A 17,066-nucleotide genomic window follows, 5' to 3' on the forward strand; every position below is an offset into this window, starting at 1 on the left:
AAGGATGGGCCACGGGCCACATGGTTCGAGACGGCGCTTGCGCGCCTCCTCACCATGAGGATCAACAAATCAGGGAGTGGAAAAAGCAAATGCCCGTTCCGACACACATCTTCGATCCCCCCTTCAACATCATCCGCTGCAGTCACGCCGTGCTTGATGTCGTCGACCTCAACAAGAGCCGCGCCTTCTACGAGAACACCGTCGGCCTCCATGTCGAGGACGCCGACGACAAGGCGGTGTATTTGCGCGGCAGCGAGGAGCATCAGCATCACTCGCTGGTGCTGCGGAAGGCCTCTGTCGCGGCCTGCAGCCGGCTCGGCTTCAGGGTTGGCAATGACGGCGATCTCGACAAGGCGGCCTCATTCTTTTCCGAGAATGGCATCACCTACGCCTTCGCTGAGCAGCCGTTCCAGGGCCGCACACTGCAGTTCACCGATCCGGCCGGCTTCCAGCTCGAACTCTATGCGACGATGGACAAGCGCCCGCATCTGCTCAGGCGCTACGATCTCTACAAAGGGTGCCATCCGCAACGGCTCGATCATTTCAACGTCTTCGCGCCCGAGGTACAAAACACCGTCGATTTCTATGCCCGGCTCGGCTTCCGCCTGACCGAATATGGCGAGGAGGACGGCCCGAACGGGCGCATCGCCGCGGCGTGGATGCACCGCAAGGGCAATGTCCACGACTTCGCCATCACCAATGGCAAAGGCCCTCGCCTGCACCACATGGCCTATTGGACGCCGACCGCGATGAACATCCTGCATCTGTGCGACGTCATGGCCTCCAGCGGATACCTGAAGAACATCGAGCGCGGCCCCGGCCGCCACGGCATCTCGAATGCGTTCTTCCTCTATGTCAGGGATCCCGACGGCCACCGCCTCGAACTCTATACCAGCGACTACTTCACCGGCGATCACGACCACGAACCGCTGCGCTGGTCGCTGAAGGACCCGCGCCGGCAGACGCTGTGGGGCGCGCCCGCGCCGCGCTCCTGGTTCGAGGAGGGTACGCCCTTTACAGGACAGGCGGTGCGCGAACCGGCTTTCGTCGCCGACGTCACGATTGCGGATTGATTGGATAACAGATGGCCCGTCCCCGTCTCGCTACCTACACCATCAACGGCGCGCAGAAATATGGTGCCGTGACTGATACCGGCATCGTCGATCTCTCCGCGCGTTTCGGCAAAGAATACCCGACGCTGCGCGAAGTCATTGCCGCCGGCGCATTGATGAAGCTCGCCGAAGACGCCGCGCGGCGTTCGTCGGACCATGCGCTCGATGCGATTACCTGGCAGCCGCCGATCCCCTCGCCGGAAAAAATCATCTGCATCGGCGTGAACTACCCGGACCGCAACGCCGAATACAAGGACGGCCAGGACGCGCCGAAATATCCGAGCATGTTCATGCGCACGCCGCGCTCCTTCGTCGGTCACAACACACCGCTGGTCCGCCCGCGCGCTTCCGCGCAGCTCGATTACGAGGGCGAACTGGTGCTGATCATCGGCAAGGCCGGCCGGCATATCAAGGAGAGCGACGCGCTGGACCACATCGCCGCCGTCACGCTCTGCAACGAGGGCACCATCCGCGACTGGGTGCGGCACGCCAAGTTCAACGTCACCCAGGGCAAGAATTTCGATTCAACCGGCAGCCTCGGCCCCTGGCTCGTGCCCTACACCAGTGAAAGCCAGATCGCGGATATCCGCCTGACCACGCGCGTCAACGGCGAGACGCGGCAGGACGATCGCACCGGGCGATTGATCTTCGGCTTCCGATACCTCATCAACTATCTCTCGACCTTCACCACGCTGGTGCCCGGCGACGTCATCGTGACGGGGACGCCGACCGGGGCCGGCGCGCGGTTCGACCCGCCGCGCTATCTCAAGCCCGGCGATGTCATCGAGGTTGAAGCCGATGGCGTCGGCGTGCTGAAGAACGGCGTGGCCGACGAAGCCTGATAAATCCTGAGAAGCGAGTGGAAAGAGCAATGAAATCAACCTCCGGCGGCGAAGCGATCGTCAATGGCCTCGTCGCGCATGGCGTCGATACCGTGTTCGGCCTGCCCGGCGCGCAAACCTACGGCCTGTTCGATGCCTTCCATCAGGCGCAGTTGAAGGTGATCGGAGCACGCCACGAGCAGGCCTGCGGCTACATGGCTTTTGGTTATGCGCGGTCCTCGGGGCGGCCCGGCGTGTTCAGCGTGGTACCCGGCCCCGGCGTGCTCAATGCGGGTGCGGCGCTGTTGACCGCGTTCGGGTGCAATGAGCCGGTACTCTGCCTCACCGGCCAGGTGCCTACGCAGTTCCTGGGCAAGGGCCGCGGCCATCTGCACGAGATGCCGGACCAGATCGCGACACTGCGCACGTTTGTAAAATGGGCCGACCGCATCGAATATCCCGACCTAGCGCCCGCGATGGTATCGCGCGCGTTTCAGGAAATGATGTCGGGGCGTCGCGGCCCGGTGTCGCTGGAAATGCCGTGGGACGTGTTCACGCAGCGCGCGGAGGTCGGCGCTTCAAAGGTATTCGACACCCTTCCCGCCCCGCAGCCCGACCCTGACCGCATCAAGGCCGCCGCCGATCTCATCAAGGCCAGCAAGCGGCCAATGATCTTCGTCGGCAGCGGCGCGATCCATGCGCGCGAGGAAATCACCGAACTCGCCGAGATGATCGATGCGCCCGTGGTGGCGTTCCGCAGCGGCCGCGGCATCGTCTCCAACGCCCACGAACTCGGGCTGACCATGGCGGCGGCCTACAGGCTGTGGCCGACCACCGATCTGATGATCGGCATCGGCACGCGGCTGGAATTGCCGACGATGTCGCGCTGGCCCTATCGCCCGGACGGACTGAAATCGGTTCGCATTGATATCGATCCCGTGGAGATGCGGCGTTATGTGCCCGACACGGCTGTGATCGCGGATGCCAAGGCCGGCACCGCCGATCTGGCGACGGCGGTGAAAAAGGCCGGCTACAGCAAGAGCAGCGGCCGGCGCGGCGAGATCCGCGAGGCCACCGCGGCGGCGCATCAGGAGATTCAGAAGGTGCAGCCGCAGATGGCGTATCTGAACATCCTGCGCGAGGTGCTGCCCGCGAATGCGATCGTCACGGATGAGCTGTCCCAGGTCGGTTTCGCCTCCTGGTACGGCTTTCCGATCTACGAGCCGCGCACCTTCATCACCTCGGGCTATCAGGGCACGCTCGGCTCGGGATTCCCGACGGCGCTCGGCGCCAAGGTCGCCAATCCGGACCGGCCGGTGGTCGCGATAACAGGCGATGGTGGCTTCATGTTCGCGGTGCAGGAGCTCTCGACCGCCGTGCAGTTCAAGATCGGCGTGGTGACGCTGGTCTTCAACAACAACGCCTATGGCAATGTCCGCCGCGACCAGCGCGAACGCTTCGATGGCCGCGTGGTCGCGTCCGACCTCGTCAATCCGGACTTCGTAAAACTTGCGGAATCTTTTGGCGTTGGCGCGGCGCGCGTGACCTCGCCGGATCATTTCCGCCCGGCGCTGGAAAAGGCGCTGGCCGACGGCGGGCCGTATGTGATCTCGGTGGAGGTGCCGACGGATTCGGAAGTCTCGCCGTGGGCGTTCATTCATCCGGCGAAGAACGCCTAGCCACACGCAACGCCTTCGTCCCTTCTCCCCTTGTGGGAGAAGGTGGATCACCGCGTTTTTCGGAAAGTCAGGTTGATGCGCTGACGGCCCATGATAGCGTGTTCGCCGTCGGCGAGCGGCGCTACACCGTGAAAGAACAGCCGCGACGGGCCGCCCCAGACCACGACGTCGCCATGCTCCAGCCGGTAACGGTTCGGCTTGTCGGCGCGCTTCGGGCCGCCGAACAGGAAGATCGCGGGCAGCCCCAGCGACACCGACACGATCGGCGCGGCAAAATGCAGCTCGTCCTTGTCCTGATGCAGCGACAGCTTCGCGCCGGGCACATAGCGGTTGATGAGGCAGGCTTCCGGCTCGAAGCCGTTGAACCCGGCGTCCGACGCCGCGTCGGCCGCGAGCCTGCGCAGCACCGTCGGCATCGCCGGCCACGGCAGTTTGGACACGGGGTCGATGGCGCCATAGCGATAACCCGTGTCGTCCGACACCCAGCCGACACTGCCGCAATTGGTCATCGCGACCGACATGCGGTGGCCGCCCGGCGTAATCAGATGCCGGAACGGCGCCTGTTTGACGATCGCGCGAAGCGCCGGAAGCAGCTCGGCTTCAAACGGCCGCGCGAATCCGCGCAGCAACACCGCGCCCTCCGCCATCGCTTCACGCGACGGGCGCGCGTCCGGAACAGCCTCGAACAAATCCGCAGTCAACTCAGCCCGCACTCACTTTGCATCGTGGAAGATCACGCCGACGGTGTGGCGATGGCCGGATCGGATCCGGCTGACGCCATGGCGCAGATTAACGCGATACGGCCCGCGCGTCCCCTGCACCGGCCGGTGATGCACAGCAAACGCCACCGCGTCGCCCTGCTTTAGCGGAACCACCTCGGGCCGCGACTGCATCCTTGGCCGCTGCTCCGTCAGCACGAACTCGCCGCCTTCGAAATCACGCCCCGGCTCCGACAGCAGGATCGCGACCTGCAGCGGAAACACGTGCTCGCCATAGAGATCCTGATGCAGGCAATTGTAATCGTCCTCGCCATATTGCAGCAGCAGCGGCGTCGGCCGCGTCTGCCCGGCGTCATGGCAGCGTTTCAGGAACGCCTCGTGCCGGTCGGGGTAGCGGATGTCGATCCCCATCGTCTCGTTCCAGCGATTGGCTGTCCCGCAGAGCCTCGTATAGAGCGCGGGCCGCAATTGCGCGATCAGCTCGGGCAGCGGATAGGCGAAATACTTGTATTCGCCGCGGCCGAAGCCGTGGCGGCCCATCACGATCTTGCTGCGGAAATTCTTGTCGTCAGGATAGAGCGCCGCCAGCCCGTCGCATTCTTCTGGCGACAGCAGTTCCTTCAGGACGGCGCAGCCCTGCGCGTCGAGATCGGCGGTCGCCTGCGTCCAGTCGATGGCGTCGACGCGGGAGGGGATGGTGACGGGATTTGCCCTGACGGTCGCGAGGTTGGCTTTAGACATGTCGGTCTCCGAAATTGGTCATTCCGGGGCGGCGCGAAGCGACGAGCCCGGAATCCATACTCACGATCGTGGCTATGGATTCCGGGCCTGCGCCTACCAGCGCATCCCGGAATGACCGACTATTTCGCAATTCCGGGCTACATCCACCACCCGATTCCCGGACGATCTGCTATTGGAACCGGCTAATTCTCGGCACTATTTGCCAACAATGTGCGGCCAAGCCCCCGCACACTTCACAGGTACCATGCGCAAGGCGCTCATCATCTTCGGAAAGTCCCTTCTGGCCCTGCTCTCACTGGCAGGTGTGGCGTTGCTATGGTTCACAGGCTGGCTGATCTGGCACTACGAATATGGCCTCGGGTTTCCGAACGAAGCTCAACTCGCCGCGCTATCATCAACCGGTCCGGTCTGCACGGCTGCCACGCAACAAACATACGTTCCCCTCGCCGAGATTCCGCCCTTGCTTCGTAATGCCGCGATCGCTTATGAGCAACCTGATTTCTACGAAGTCTGGTCCCTGAATCCCTTTGCGCACCTCGCTTTTGGCGGTGGCAATCCCCATCGGGCACAGCACATCCTGCACTCCGTCACGCATTGCCTGATATCTCTTGCTCCGGGTTGCTGCAGGGGATTGGACTGGAACATCGGTGCAGTCTTCTTCATGCAGCGCATGGCGAATACCCTGTCCCGCGACCGCATCCTCGAAATCTACCTGAATGAGAGCTATCGCGGCCGCGGCGCGTATGGCGTCGCGGCCGCGGCGGAAGCGTACTTTGGAAAGCCGCTCTCGAACCTTGATATTGACGAGGTCGCATTCATCACATCGCGCGCGCGGCTACCTAATACCAGCCGCCGATCCTTCGAGACGAGCGTCAGAGACTCCGTCATCGATCGCATGCAGACGGCCGGCTTGGTCAGCGCGATGCAGGCGACAACAGCCAAGAGCCGGCCGCTGCTTCTGAAGGACATTCCGGGCGGCCATGCCAAGCCGGTCAATCAGTGATCGCGTCAGCTATCCCAACACCGGCATCGTGATCACATCGTACCCATGACCGATCTTCCGCTTCAGCACGGGATCTTCCAGCTCGAACTCGAAGCGATCAGCCGGGCGAATGCCGCCCTTGGCCGCAAACGTGCCGCCGAACATGGCGCAGCCGTCGGGCAGGCCCTTTCCGCCGAAGCCGCGGTCGATCAAATCCTGCACCGGCAGCATCGCATCGAGCGTGCCTTCCTGGTAGAGGACACGGGCGCCGTCGATGACGGCCCAGGATCGAAGGATCATCTTGTCCCAGTGGGCGATGATGTCCTCGAGTTCCCACAGTACCGAGGCTACTGGCTTGTCGCACATCTGCTTGGAGACCGTGACGCTGTAGGCTTCCACCTTGCGGTCGGTGTGGTCGGAGCCGCAGCCGACGAAGATGCGGCCCTGCCATCCGATCAGCACGAACTCGACCTCGCCGCTGGAGTCCCCGCCCGAGACCTCGATGCGGTCGGCCTGCGTGATCCGCCGCGCCGAGCAGCGATAGTAGATCGGCGTCGAAGCCGGCCGCGCGATGCCGATCGCTTCGAGTTCAGCGATGTGCTTGTCGCGCGCCACCGGATCGCGGCCGGTCCAGCCGGCGATGACGGCCTGATCGATCGCAAGCGTCAGCGGCGTCAACATACCCTTGTCGTCGACGTTGAAGGTCAAATCAAACACGGATGATGTTCTCCATTCCGGCGGCCAGTTCAAAGATGCGGCGGTCCGATCCGCCGGCTGCCGCCAGCATCAGCCCCACGGGCATCTCGCCTTCGCGATGCGCCGGCAGCGAGATGGAGCAGCCGTCGAGCATGTTGATCAGCGTACAGTTGCGCAAAGCGCGCAGATTTTGTGTGGCGAAGGCCTTGTCATCGGCGAGATCGGCAATTCTGGGCGGCGCATTCGCTGTGGTCGGCAGCACCAGCGCGTCGTAGGGCGCGATGCGCCGTTCGGTGCGTGCAATGAACGAGCGGCGCGCATTGAGGATATCGATATAGTCGGCCGCGCTGATGCCTTCGCCGCGCAGGATGCGGACTCGGACGCGAGGGTCATAGACGTCGCCATGGCTCACGATCAGGTAGCGGTGCCAGGCGTAGCTCTCCGCGGCGGCAAAACCGCCCTTGCTGTTCATGACACCGACATCGTTAAATTCCGGCACCTCGATCCGCTCGATCGACGCGCCCTGCCGCGACAGCGTTTCCAGCGCGCGCTCGAACGTCGTCGCGACCTCGTCGTCGAGATCGTCGAGCGCGACTGTCGTCGGCACCGCGAGCCGCATGCCCTTGACGGGCCTCGGCTGCAGCGGTGGCACAGCCTCATTGGCGAGCACGGCATCCAGCACCGCGCAACAGCCGACCGTGCGTGCCAGTGGTCCAAAACTGTCGAGCGAGAACGATAGCGGCACGCCGCCATCGAGCGGCACGCGCGCCTGCGTCGGCTTGAAGCCGACGATGCCGTTATAGGCCGCCGGAATCCGGCACGAGCCGCCGGTATCGGTACCGAGCGCGCCGTAAGCCATGCGATCGGCGATCGAGACAGCCGCGCCCGAGGACGAGCCGCCGGGCACATGACCGACGTGGCGATTGAAGACGCTTTTCGGCGTGCCGTAATGCGGATTGATGCCGATGCCGGAATAGGCGAATTCGGTCATGTTGGTGCGGCCGATGACGATGAAGCCGGCCCGGCGCAGCCGCGCCACCACGGGCGCATCGGCTTCGGCGGGGGGCGAATCCTCCAGCGCACGCGAGCCTGCGCGGGTCACCTGTCCCTTGATGTCGAACAGGTCCTTGATCGACACGGGAATGCCGACATAGGGCGACGGCGCGGCGCGCGCTTTGCGCAAATGATCCATCGCATTCGCAGCCGATATCGCGGCGTCCTTGTCGACGTGGATAAAGGTCTGCGCGCCCTCGCCGGCGGGATCGGCAATTCTTGCGAGACATTCCTCGACCAGTTTGCGCGCGGTGGTGCGTCCGGCATCGAGGTCGGCGGCCAAAGTGGCGAGTGTCGGGTTAGCAGACATGATCGTCGGTTGCTCTCTTGTTATTTGCCATCCGGCGCGGTTGAGATGTCGAGATCAAGCAGCGCAGAGCTCAATGATTTGCCGTGCGCATCGAGGGCCAGCGAGCGCGTCACGCCGCCTCCCAGCGCCTGGTCCATCACGAAATTCAGTGCAGACAGATTGGGCAGTTCATAACGAACCACCTCGCCCTGGACAACACCTGCGAAATGCGATTTCACCCGCGCGGCCGTCACCTGCTCAAGCAACAGCGGATAGTGCTTCGCGTCATAGGCAATGACGGAGATGTTGGAAATGTTGCCCTTGTCGCCGGTGCGGGAATGGGCGATCTCGCGCAATTTCACCTTAGGCTCCCACAAATCGGACTTGCGGCTTTGCCAGCTCGCGCGGCAGCAGAACGGAAGCGACCGCCACCACGTCGCGCGCCGATTTCCACGCACCGCCGCCCGCGGCCGGACCGTTGGTATAGAGCGTCTCGACCTCGTTGCCGATCCTGATCGCTTCGCGGAGGTTTTCGGTGCGCCCTGAAATGCGCACGCGCACCTCGTAGGGTTCGCCGGCGTGCGCGGAAACCTGGGGCCCGTGCAGGGAATCGACGCCGACCAGTTCGAACCGCAATTCGCTCGCGGCGACATTGGTCAGCTTCAGCCGCTCGCGGACGATCTCCAGCGCCAGCCGTCCTCGCGCCAGTGCGCCGGGGCCGGCATAGGAGATCTGTCCTTCGCCGATGTAGCTGTCGACATAGCCAACCGAGACCTTCAGCGTATCGGTACGCCTCGCACCGCGCCCGCCGCTGACACGAACACGATCGGGTCCGATTTCCTCGATCCTTACCTGCGAGAAATCCGCGACCACGTCCGGCTGGAAATACTTGGCAGGGTCGTGCACCTCGTACAACAACTGTTCCTTGCAGGTTTGCGCCGTCACCGCGCCGCCCGACCCCGCAACCTTGGTGATGACAAGGCTGCCGTCCTCGCCGACCTCTCCAATCGGAAAGCCGAGCCGCGCCAGATCTGCCACATCCTTGTAACCGGGATCGGCAAAATAGCCGCCGGTGATCTGGCCGGCGCACTCCAGCAAATGTCCGGCGACCGTCCCCTGCCCGAGCAGATTCCAGTCGTCCATCGCCCAGCCGAAGGCATGGATCATCGGCGCCAGGAACAGTGCCGGATCGGATGCCCTGCCGGTGATGACGATATCGGCGCCGGCGACCAGCGCCTGCGCCATCGGTCCGGCGCCGAGATAGGCATTCGCCGACAACAGCCGGTTGCCGAGCTGCTTGATCGTGCCGTCGAATTCCATGATCGGCAGATCGCCGGCCTTGCAGGCGTCGAGTACGTCGTCGCCGACGATGGCGGCCACTTTCAGAGAGGGTAGCCCGAGCGACCTGGCGATGTCGGCGGTCTTTCGCGCGGCGGCTTCCGGATTAGCCGCACCCATATTGGTCACGATCTTGATACCCTTTGCGGCGCAGATCGGCAGCACCGCGCGCATCCGCTCCTCGAGCAATGGATCATAGCCGCCGTCGGGATTCTTCATGCGCGCCTGCTGCGCCAGCGCCACCGTTCGTTCCCCGAGGCACTCGAACACGAGATACTGGATATCGCCCTTCTCGGCGAGTTCGATCGCGGGCTCGATGCGATCGCCCGAATAGCCGGCACCGGATCCTATTCGTATCGTTCGCACGTCGTCTCCTTAGTCGTCACAAGCACCACGCAGCTTGCAACAGAAATACCCTAGCGCGGAAAATTACTGGCATACAAGCGCTGTGGCTTGGAGGAATGCGGCCATGCGGCAACGCCGTTGCTGGGACCGTTGACGGGAAACGGTCAATGGCGCATCAAGTTCGCAACGAGCGGGCTTAGCCCGCAGCCCTAAGGAGAATAGCCGATATGGCGGAGCCTGCGCGCGCAAAACCAAAACCCACGCCCGAAACGCAGCATTTCTGGGATGGAACGCAGGCCGGAGAGTTGCGCCTGCAGCGTTGCGATGCCTGCGCCAATGTCTATTTCCCGCCGCGTCCGTTCTGCCCCTCCTGCGCCTCGCGCAAGGTCAGCGTGTTCAAGGCCAGCGGCAAGGGCACGCTCTACAGCTATGTCATCAATCATCGCCCGGCGGCGCCCGGCTTCACCCCGCCCTATGCGATCGCCGTCGTCGAACTCGACGAAGGCCCGCGCATGATGAGCAACATCATCGACTGTCCGCAGACGCCGGAGGCGCTCGAGCTCGACATGAAGCTCGAAGTCGCGTTCGAAAAACTCGACGACAAGATCACCCTTCCTTTGTTCCGTCCGGCGAAGGGCTAAGCACCATGCGCAAAAATGCAGTCGCCGTCGTCGGCGCAGCCGAGACCACCGAGCTCGGCGTCATCCCGAACATGTCGCAGATTCAGCTCCATGCGGACGCGGCGCTCAACGCCATCGCCGATGCCGGACTGAAATTGTCGGATATCGACGGCATCGCCACCGCGGTCGAAACCCCGCAGCAGATCGCCCACTACCTCGGCATCACGCCGACCTGGGTCGACGGCACGTCGGTTGGCGGCTGCTCGTTCATGCTGCATGTCCGCCATGCTGCCGCCGCGATCGAGGCCGGCCTCTGCAAGACCGTGCTGATCACCCACGCCGAAAGCGGTAAGTCGATGATCGGCAAGCTGCCGCGCTCGACGCCGCCTGACAGCCTCAACGGCCAGTTCGAATCGCCCTTCGGCGTCTACGGCCCGCCCAGCATGTTCCCGATCCCCGTGCTGCGCTACATGAAGACCTACGGCATCACGCATGAGCAGATCGCCATGGTCGCCGTGGCGCATCGGGAATGGGCCGCGAAGAACCCGCGCGCCACGATGAAAGCACCGATCACGGTCGAGGACGTGCTGAATTCGCGGATGATCGCTTATCCGTTCCGCATCCTGCAATGCTGCCTCGTCACCGACGGCGGCGGCGCACTGATCCTCACTTCCGCCGATCGCGCCAAAGACTTTCCGAACAAGCCGGTCTATATTCTAGGCACCGGCGAGAGCGTGGAAACGCCGATGGTCAGCCAGATGGAGACGTTCAACTCCTCGCGCGCCTTCAAGGTCTCAGGTCCCACGGCTTTCAGGGAAGCCGGCATCGCCCACAAGGACGTCGATCATCTCATGATCTACGACGCCTTTGCGCATCTGCCGCTTTTTGGCCTGGGCGATCTCGGCTTCATGCCGCATGAGGAAACCGGCAAGTTCATCGCCGACGGCAACACCCGCCCGGGCGGCAAGCTGCCGCTCAACACCAATGGCGGCGGATTGAGCTATATGCATTCGGGCATGTACGGCATGTACGCGCTGCAGGAGAGTGTGCGGCAAATGCGCGGCATCGCGCCGGCGCAGGTCAAAGACGCGAAGATTTCGGTCTGCCACGGCGTCGGCGGCATGTTCGCGGCATCAGGCACGATCGTCTTTACGAACGAGAAGTAACCTCTTCGTCATTCCGGGGCGCGCAACGCGTCGAACTATGATGTGCAATTGCACATCAGAGAATCTCGATATTCCGGGTCTGGTGCTTCGCACCATCCCGGAATGACGAAGAACAACAGGAGACTCCCATGGCAAAATCACTGCAAGACAAAGTCATCATCGTCACCGGCGCAGGCCGCGGCATCGGGCGTGAAATCGCGCTGCTCTGCGCCGCCGAAGGCGCTAAGGTCGTGGTCAACGATCCCGGCGTTGCCGCTGATGGCGCCGGTTCGAGCGCTGCGCCCGCCGAGGAAGTGGTCGAGGAGATCAAGAAGCGCGGCGGCACCGCGGTTGCCAATTTCGAATCGGTGGCGGAAGCGATCCCCGCCAGCAAGATCGTGAAGACGGCGACCGATCATTTCGGCCGGCTCGACGGCGTCGTCAACAATGCCGGCATCCTGCGCGACATGATCTTCCACAAAATGAGCGTGGAAGCGTTCGAGGCCGTCATCAAGGTGCACCTGATGGGCTCGTTCTATGTCAGCCACGCCGCGGCGCGGCTGTATCGCGAACAGGAGAGCGGCTCCTTCGTGCACTTCACGTCGACGTCGGGCCTGATCGGCAATTTTGGCCAGGCCAACTACGCAGCCGCCAAGCTCGGCATCGTCGGCCTGTCGAAGTCGATCGCGCTCGACATGGGCCGCTTCAACGTGCGCTCGAACTGCGTCTCGCCCTTTGCCTGGACACGCATGATCGGCACCATCCCGACCGAGACCGAGGCCGAGAAGGCGCGCGTGGCCAAGATCCAGCAGATGGGACCGGAGAAGATCGCGCCGATCTGCGCTTATCTGCTCAGCGACGCCGCCAAGGACGTGACCGGGCAGATCTTCGGGGTGCGCATGAACGAGATCTTCCTGTTCAGCCAGAATCGTCCGCTGCGCTCGGTGCAGCGGAGTGAAGGCTGGACGCCGCAAACCATCGCCGAGCACGGCATGCCGGCGCTCGCGGGATCGTTCTACAAGCTCGATCGTTCCGCGGACATCTTCCCCTGGGATCCGATCTGACGTCCTTGTAGCCCGGGTGGAGCGTAGCGAAACCCGGGAATTTGGAATGTCGGCCCCGGATTGCGCTTCGCTCCATCCGGGCTACCGCTATGCCGACATCTCCGGTTGTTTCGCTACAACCCGCCCGCTTTATGCCGGAATGCGGGCAGATGTTTTTCCTCCCAACAAAAAATACACGGGAGGAAATCATGACAACCTCGCTGACCCTTTCCGATTCCCAACAACAAGGCGGCGGTTTTGACCGTCGCAAGATACTGACCGGCGCGGCAGCACTCGCCGCCTCGGCTGTAACGATGAAGACGGCCTCTGCGGCTTCCGTCGCGCCGCTCGGCCAGACCGCCGCGCCAACAACGGCATCGCCGCCCCTGCCGCTCGGCCCGCTTTCCGGAGCCCGCTATCCGGACGCCCGCCTGGAGTCGATGAAGAAGCCGAAGGTTTCGTTCGGGCCGACAGGCTTTCCGGCCTTCGCCGGCACCATGGCGGTCGAGCGCGTCGCGACCGGGTTCCGCTGGGCCGAAGGTCCGGTCTACTTTCCGGCTGGGCGATACGTTCTGTTCAGCGACATTCCCAACAACCGCATCATGCGCTTCACGGAGGACGACGGTCACCTCAGCGTCTATCGCCAGCCGTCGATGAACTCGAACGGCAACACCATTGATCGGGAAGGACGCCTGATCACCTGCGAACATAGCGGTCGGCGGGTGACCCGGACCGAACTCGATGGCTCGATCACGATCATCGCCGACAAGTACAATGGCAAGAAACTGAACTCGCCGAACGACGCGGTCGTCGCGGCCGACGGTTCGATCTGGTTCTGCGACCCAGCCTACGGTATCGGAGGATTTTACGAGGGCATCAAGGCCGACGCCGAGCAGGACAAGAAAAACGTCTACCGGGTGGATCCGAAATCCGGCGACATCAAGATGGTGGTCGATGACTTCGTGCAGCCGAACGGCCTTTGCTTCTCGCCCGACGAGAAGAAGCTCTATATCTGCGATACCGGCTTCACCGATGGGCCGGACAACCCGTCGCATATCCGCGTGTTCGACGTGGATCTCGGGGCCGGAAAGCTTTCGAACAGCAAGGTCTTTGCGGACATGCCCAAGCCCAGCATTACCGACGGGCTGCGCTGCGATCGTGAGGGCCGCCTTTGGTGCTCCGTGGGTTGGGGCGATCCGAACGAGGACGGCGTGCGCTGCTACACGGCGGACGGCGACCTGCTCGGCAAGATCCACATCCCGGAAACCGTCGCCAATTTGTGCTTCGGCGGCCAGCAGCGAAACAGACTTTATATCTGCGGCTCGTCGTCGCTGTACGCGGTTTATACGAGTGTGCAGGGCGCCATGAAGCCGTAAGAGGCATCCGCCGTCATTGCGAGGAGCGAAGCGACGAAGCAATCCATGCATCTGCGTACGCGGAGAGATGGATTGCTTCGCTACGCTCGCAATGACGGGGAGAGGTCGTCGTCCATTCTCACCCGCTGTTCCTTAACCCCGCCGAGATCCCGTTGATCGTGAGCTGAATCCCGCGCAGCACCTGTTCGTCCGGGTTCTGCGCGCGATGCTCCTTCAGCAATTCCACCTGCACATGGTTGAGCGGGTCGAGATAAGGGAAGCGGTTGCGGATCGAACGGTCCAGCAGCGGGTTGCCTTGCAGAAGCCGCTCGTGTCCCATGATGTCGAGCAGCGTCTCGATCGAGGAATGCCATTCGCGCCGGATGCGCCCAAAGATGCTCTCGCGCAGCTTCACGTCGGGCACCAGTTCAGCATAACGCGAAGCGATCGCGATCGAGCTTTTCGCCAGCACCATGTCCATGTTCGACAGCAGCATGCGGAAGAACGGCCATTCGCGGTAGAGCTCCTGCAGGAACGGCATGCCCTGCTCCGGATGTTCCGCGATCCAGGTCTCGACCGCGGAGCCGAACCCGTACCAGCCCGGCAGCATCAGCCGGCATTGCGCCCAGCTGAACACCCAGGGAATGGCGCGGAGGTCTTCGATCTCGCGGGTCTTCTTGCGCGACGCCGGGCGGCTGCCGATGTTGAGCGTCGAGATTTCGGTGATGACGGTGGAGCCCCAGAAATAATCGGCAAAGCCCTCGGTCTCATAGACCAGCCCGCGATAGGCCTTGAATGCCAGGGCGGAGAGCTGCTCCATCGCGGTCAGATATTCCTTGCGCGGCGCGCTCTGCCGGGGATGCAGCAGGCTTGCTTCCAGCGTGGCGGCGGCGAGGATTTCCAGATTGCTGCGGCCGACCTCGGGATTTGAATATTTGCTGGAGATGATCTCGCCCTGCTCGGTGATGCGGATCTGGCCGTTCACGGCGCCGCCGGGCTGCGCGATGATGGCGTCATAGCTCGGCCCGCCGCCGCGGCCGACCGATCCACCGCGGCCGTGGAACAACCGCAGCCGGATGTGGTGGCGCTCGAACACCTCGACCAGCTCGATTTCGGCCTTGTAGAGCTCCCAGCCCGAGGTGACGAAGCCGCCATCCTTGTTGCTGTCGGAATAGCCGAGCATTACTTCCTGAATGCCGCCGCGGCTGTCCACCAGCTTGCGATAATCGTGCAGCGACAGCATCCGGTCCATGATGCCGGATGACGCCTGCAAATCCTCGATGGTCTCGAACAGCGGCACGATGTTGATGGCGCTGCGGCCGGAGGGGTTGATGAGACCGACCTCCTTCAGCAGCACCGCCACCTCCAGCATGTCCGACATCCCCTTGCACATGGAGATGATGCATTGGTGGATCACATTGGTGCCAAACCTGGCATGGGCCTCGGCCGCCGCGCGGAAGACCGCGAGTTCGCCAAGCGTCTCCTCGCTGTATTTGACGAAGGCCGAGCTGAGTGGCCGCGCACTGCGCAGCTCGCTCAATAGCAGATTGACGCGGGCTTCTTCGTTGAGGTCCAGATAGGACATCCCGGGGATCGCCGCGTCGAACAGTTCCGCCACCGTGCGTTCATGCACCGCGGAATTCTGCCTTATATCGAGCCGGGCGAGATGGAAGCCGAAACAATCCACGGCCCGGCGCAACGACCGCAGCCGCCCGCGCGCGATCACGCCGGAATTATTTGCGATCAGCGAGCGGTTGAGCACGTCGAGATCGGCTTTGAATTCCTTGACGCTCGCATAGGGCGCAGCCTCGCCGACCGGCCGGCGCGTGGTTTCAACCTCCAGCCGCAGCGCGGTCGCAGTCAGCCGGGCATAGATGCCTGACACCGCCAGGCGATACGGTTCGCCGCTCCGATGCGGCGATTTGTCGGGCGAGCGCTCGGCCAGCGCGCGTAATTCGTCGGAGACGTCGGCAAGATGCGCCGCCAGCGACAGTTCCGAGCCGAGGACGTGCAGCTCCTCCAGGTAGAAGTTCATCACCCGGCTCGACTGCAGACGCAGCGTGCCGCGCATGACGTCGGCGGTGACGAACGGATTGCCGTCGCGATCGCCGCCGATCCAGCTTCCCATGGTCAGGAACGACGCCAGTTCGCCTGATGTGCCGCCCTCCTCCTGGTTGAGCCGGTCTTCCAGTGCGCAATGCAGCCGGGGGACCTCATGCAGGAACGTGTAGTCGTAGAATGACAAACCGTTTGAGACTTCATCGAGCACGGTCAGTTTGGTCCGGCGCAGCAGATTGGTCTGCCACAGCGTCAGCACGGCGCGGCGCAACTGCTCGTCGCTGGCCTCAACCTCTTCCGGCGTGAGCTGCACCCGCTCGCGACGCTCAAGCAGCGCCGCTATTTCCATCTCGCGGTCGATCGTGCTCTTGCGGCGAACCTCTGTCGGGTGCGCTGTCAACACCGGGCTGACCTGCGCATCCCCAAGAAAACGCCGCAACTCCGCGGCGCTGATGCCGGCCGTTTTGGCGTGTGACAACGTCTGCGTCAGCAGGCTCGGCCGCGGCCCGCCGGGGCCTCGACCGCGCATCTGGCGGATGTTGTTCTGGTCCTCGGCGATGTTGGCGAGATGCGAGAAATAACTGAAGGCGCGGACGATGCGCACGGTATCGCTGGTCGACATGCTGTCGAGGATGGTTTCGAGTTCCCGCCGCGCCAGCTTGTCCTCGTCGCGATGGAACCGGATCGAGGTCTGCCGGATGCGCTCGACCAGGTCGAACACCTCGGCACCCTCCTGATCGCGCACGGTATCGCCGAGAATACGGCCCAGCAGGCGAATATCCGTGCGCAGCCGCGCGTCTTCCTCCAACGCCAGCGCCAGTGCTTCATCGGTACGGTTGAACCGGACCTCGATCTCGGGAGGCATGGTCTGGGAAGACATTGGCTGGCCACCTCAGAAATTGCCCGGCGATTTCCGAGTGTGCAATTTTTTTGCCGCAGTGCAAGATAAAGATGGAAGACACCACGGCTGTCGTCCCCGCGAACGCGGGGACCCATACTCCGTGCCTTCTGTTATGGCGCGCTCGGGAGAGATCTTTCGCAAGCCCCAAGGGCTGTGGATATGGGTCCCC

At 63.3% G+C, this 17,066-nt stretch carries 15 protein-coding genes; 8 read left to right on the forward strand and 7 right to left on the reverse strand.

What is annotated here, in order from left to right:
- Positions 1 to 89: 89 nt before the first annotated feature.
- The 3 genes from hpaD to KIP88_RS00235 are packed head-to-tail and all read left to right on the forward strand — an operon-like array spanning position 90 to position 3,612.
- Complete coding sequence (hpaD, locus tag KIP88_RS00225) at positions 90 to 1,073, forward strand: 3,4-dihydroxyphenylacetate 2,3-dioxygenase (protein WP_214485817.1); 984 nt, start codon at positions 90 to 92, stop codon at positions 1,071 to 1,073.
- 11 nt (positions 1,074 to 1,084) lie between these two features.
- Positions 1,085 to 1,954, forward strand: coding sequence for a fumarylacetoacetate hydrolase family protein (locus KIP88_RS00230; RefSeq protein WP_214485818.1), 870 nt, complete (start codon positions 1,085 to 1,087; stop codon positions 1,952 to 1,954).
- Between the two features lie 29 nt (positions 1,955 to 1,983).
- Entirely contained in the window at positions 1,984 to 3,612 is a 1,629-nt protein-coding gene (locus tag KIP88_RS00235; RefSeq protein WP_214485819.1) for a thiamine pyrophosphate-dependent enzyme, read from the forward strand.
- 47 nt (positions 3,613 to 3,659) lie between these two features.
- On the opposite strand, the gene alkB is transcribed toward KIP88_RS00235, so the two are convergent.
- Together alkB and KIP88_RS00245 are read right to left on the reverse strand one after the other, a co-directional pair.
- Positions 3,660 to 4,313 (reverse strand): DNA oxidative demethylase AlkB, encoded by a 654-nt coding sequence (gene alkB / locus KIP88_RS00240; RefSeq protein WP_214486606.1) that lies wholly within the window; start codon positions 4,311 to 4,313, stop codon positions 3,660 to 3,662.
- Between the two features lie 12 nt (positions 4,314 to 4,325).
- Entirely contained in the window at positions 4,326 to 5,072 is a 747-nt protein-coding gene (locus tag KIP88_RS00245) for a 2OG-Fe(II) oxygenase (protein ID WP_214485820.1), read from the reverse strand.
- A gap of 244 nt (positions 5,073 to 5,316) precedes the next feature.
- Here KIP88_RS00245 and KIP88_RS00250 point away from each other — a divergent pair, with 244 nt between their 5' ends.
- Positions 5,317 to 6,075 carry a transglycosylase domain-containing protein gene (locus tag KIP88_RS00250; RefSeq protein WP_214485821.1) on the forward strand — a complete coding sequence of 253 codons (759 nt, stop codon included), beginning with the start codon at positions 5,317 to 5,319 and terminating at the stop codon, positions 6,073 to 6,075.
- 9 nt (positions 6,076 to 6,084) lie between these two features.
- Here KIP88_RS00250 and KIP88_RS00255 read toward each other — a convergent pair whose 3' ends face one another.
- From KIP88_RS00255 to KIP88_RS00270, 4 genes are read right to left on the reverse strand one after another with little or no spacing between them, the layout of a single operon-like run.
- Positions 6,085 to 6,771 carry a DUF2848 domain-containing protein gene (locus tag KIP88_RS00255; protein WP_214485822.1) on the reverse strand — a complete coding sequence of 229 codons (687 nt, stop codon included), beginning with the start codon at positions 6,769 to 6,771 and terminating at the stop codon, positions 6,085 to 6,087.
- A complete protein-coding gene (locus tag KIP88_RS00260) occupies positions 6,764 to 8,113 on the reverse strand; it encodes an amidase (protein WP_214485823.1) in 1,350 nt (449 codons plus the stop codon). The genes KIP88_RS00255 and KIP88_RS00260 overlap by 8 nt, the downstream gene beginning before the upstream one ends.
- Positions 8,114 to 8,133: 20 nt before the next feature.
- Positions 8,134 to 8,454: a hypothetical protein gene (locus KIP88_RS00265; RefSeq protein ID WP_214485824.1), complete on the reverse strand. Its 321-nt coding sequence runs from the start codon at positions 8,452 to 8,454 to the stop codon at positions 8,134 to 8,136.
- A 1-nt stretch (position 8,455) separates the two neighbouring features.
- The gene (locus KIP88_RS00270) at positions 8,456 to 9,796 is read right to left on the reverse strand and encodes an acyclic terpene utilization AtuA family protein (protein WP_214485825.1); all 1,341 of its coding nucleotides are present in this window, start codon (positions 9,794 to 9,796) and stop codon (positions 8,456 to 8,458) included.
- A gap of 206 nt (positions 9,797 to 10,002) precedes the next feature.
- On the opposite strand from KIP88_RS00270, the gene KIP88_RS00275 reads away from it, so the two are divergent.
- From KIP88_RS00275 to KIP88_RS00290, 4 genes are all read left to right on the forward strand, one after another.
- Positions 10,003 to 10,416 carry a Zn-ribbon domain-containing OB-fold protein gene (locus tag KIP88_RS00275; protein WP_108519790.1) on the forward strand — a complete coding sequence of 138 codons (414 nt, stop codon included), beginning with the start codon at positions 10,003 to 10,005 and terminating at the stop codon, positions 10,414 to 10,416.
- Positions 10,417 to 10,421: 5 nt separating this feature from the next.
- Positions 10,422 to 11,561 carry a thiolase gene (locus tag KIP88_RS00280; RefSeq protein ID WP_214485826.1) on the forward strand — a complete coding sequence of 380 codons (1,140 nt, stop codon included), beginning with the start codon at positions 10,422 to 10,424 and terminating at the stop codon, positions 11,559 to 11,561.
- A 128-nt stretch (positions 11,562 to 11,689) separates the two neighbouring features.
- Positions 11,690 to 12,604, forward strand: coding sequence for an SDR family oxidoreductase (locus KIP88_RS00285; RefSeq protein WP_214485827.1), 915 nt, complete (start codon positions 11,690 to 11,692; stop codon positions 12,602 to 12,604).
- Positions 12,605 to 12,792: 188 nt separating this feature from the next.
- The gene (locus KIP88_RS00290; RefSeq protein ID WP_214485828.1) at positions 12,793 to 13,959 is read left to right on the forward strand and encodes an SMP-30/gluconolactonase/LRE family protein; all 1,167 of its coding nucleotides are present in this window, start codon (positions 12,793 to 12,795) and stop codon (positions 13,957 to 13,959) included.
- Positions 13,960 to 14,077: 118 nt separating this feature from the next.
- On the opposite strand, the gene ppc is transcribed toward KIP88_RS00290, so the two are convergent.
- Complete coding sequence (gene ppc, locus KIP88_RS00295) at positions 14,078 to 16,876, reverse strand: phosphoenolpyruvate carboxylase (RefSeq protein WP_214485829.1); 2,799 nt, start codon at positions 16,874 to 16,876, stop codon at positions 14,078 to 14,080.
- Positions 16,877 to 17,066 lie beyond the last annotated feature (190 nt).

The sequence above is a fragment of the Bradyrhizobium sp. SRL28 genome (genome assembly GCF_018596315.1).
In the GTDB taxonomy this organism is placed as follows: Bacteria; Pseudomonadota; Alphaproteobacteria; order Rhizobiales; family Xanthobacteraceae; genus Bradyrhizobium.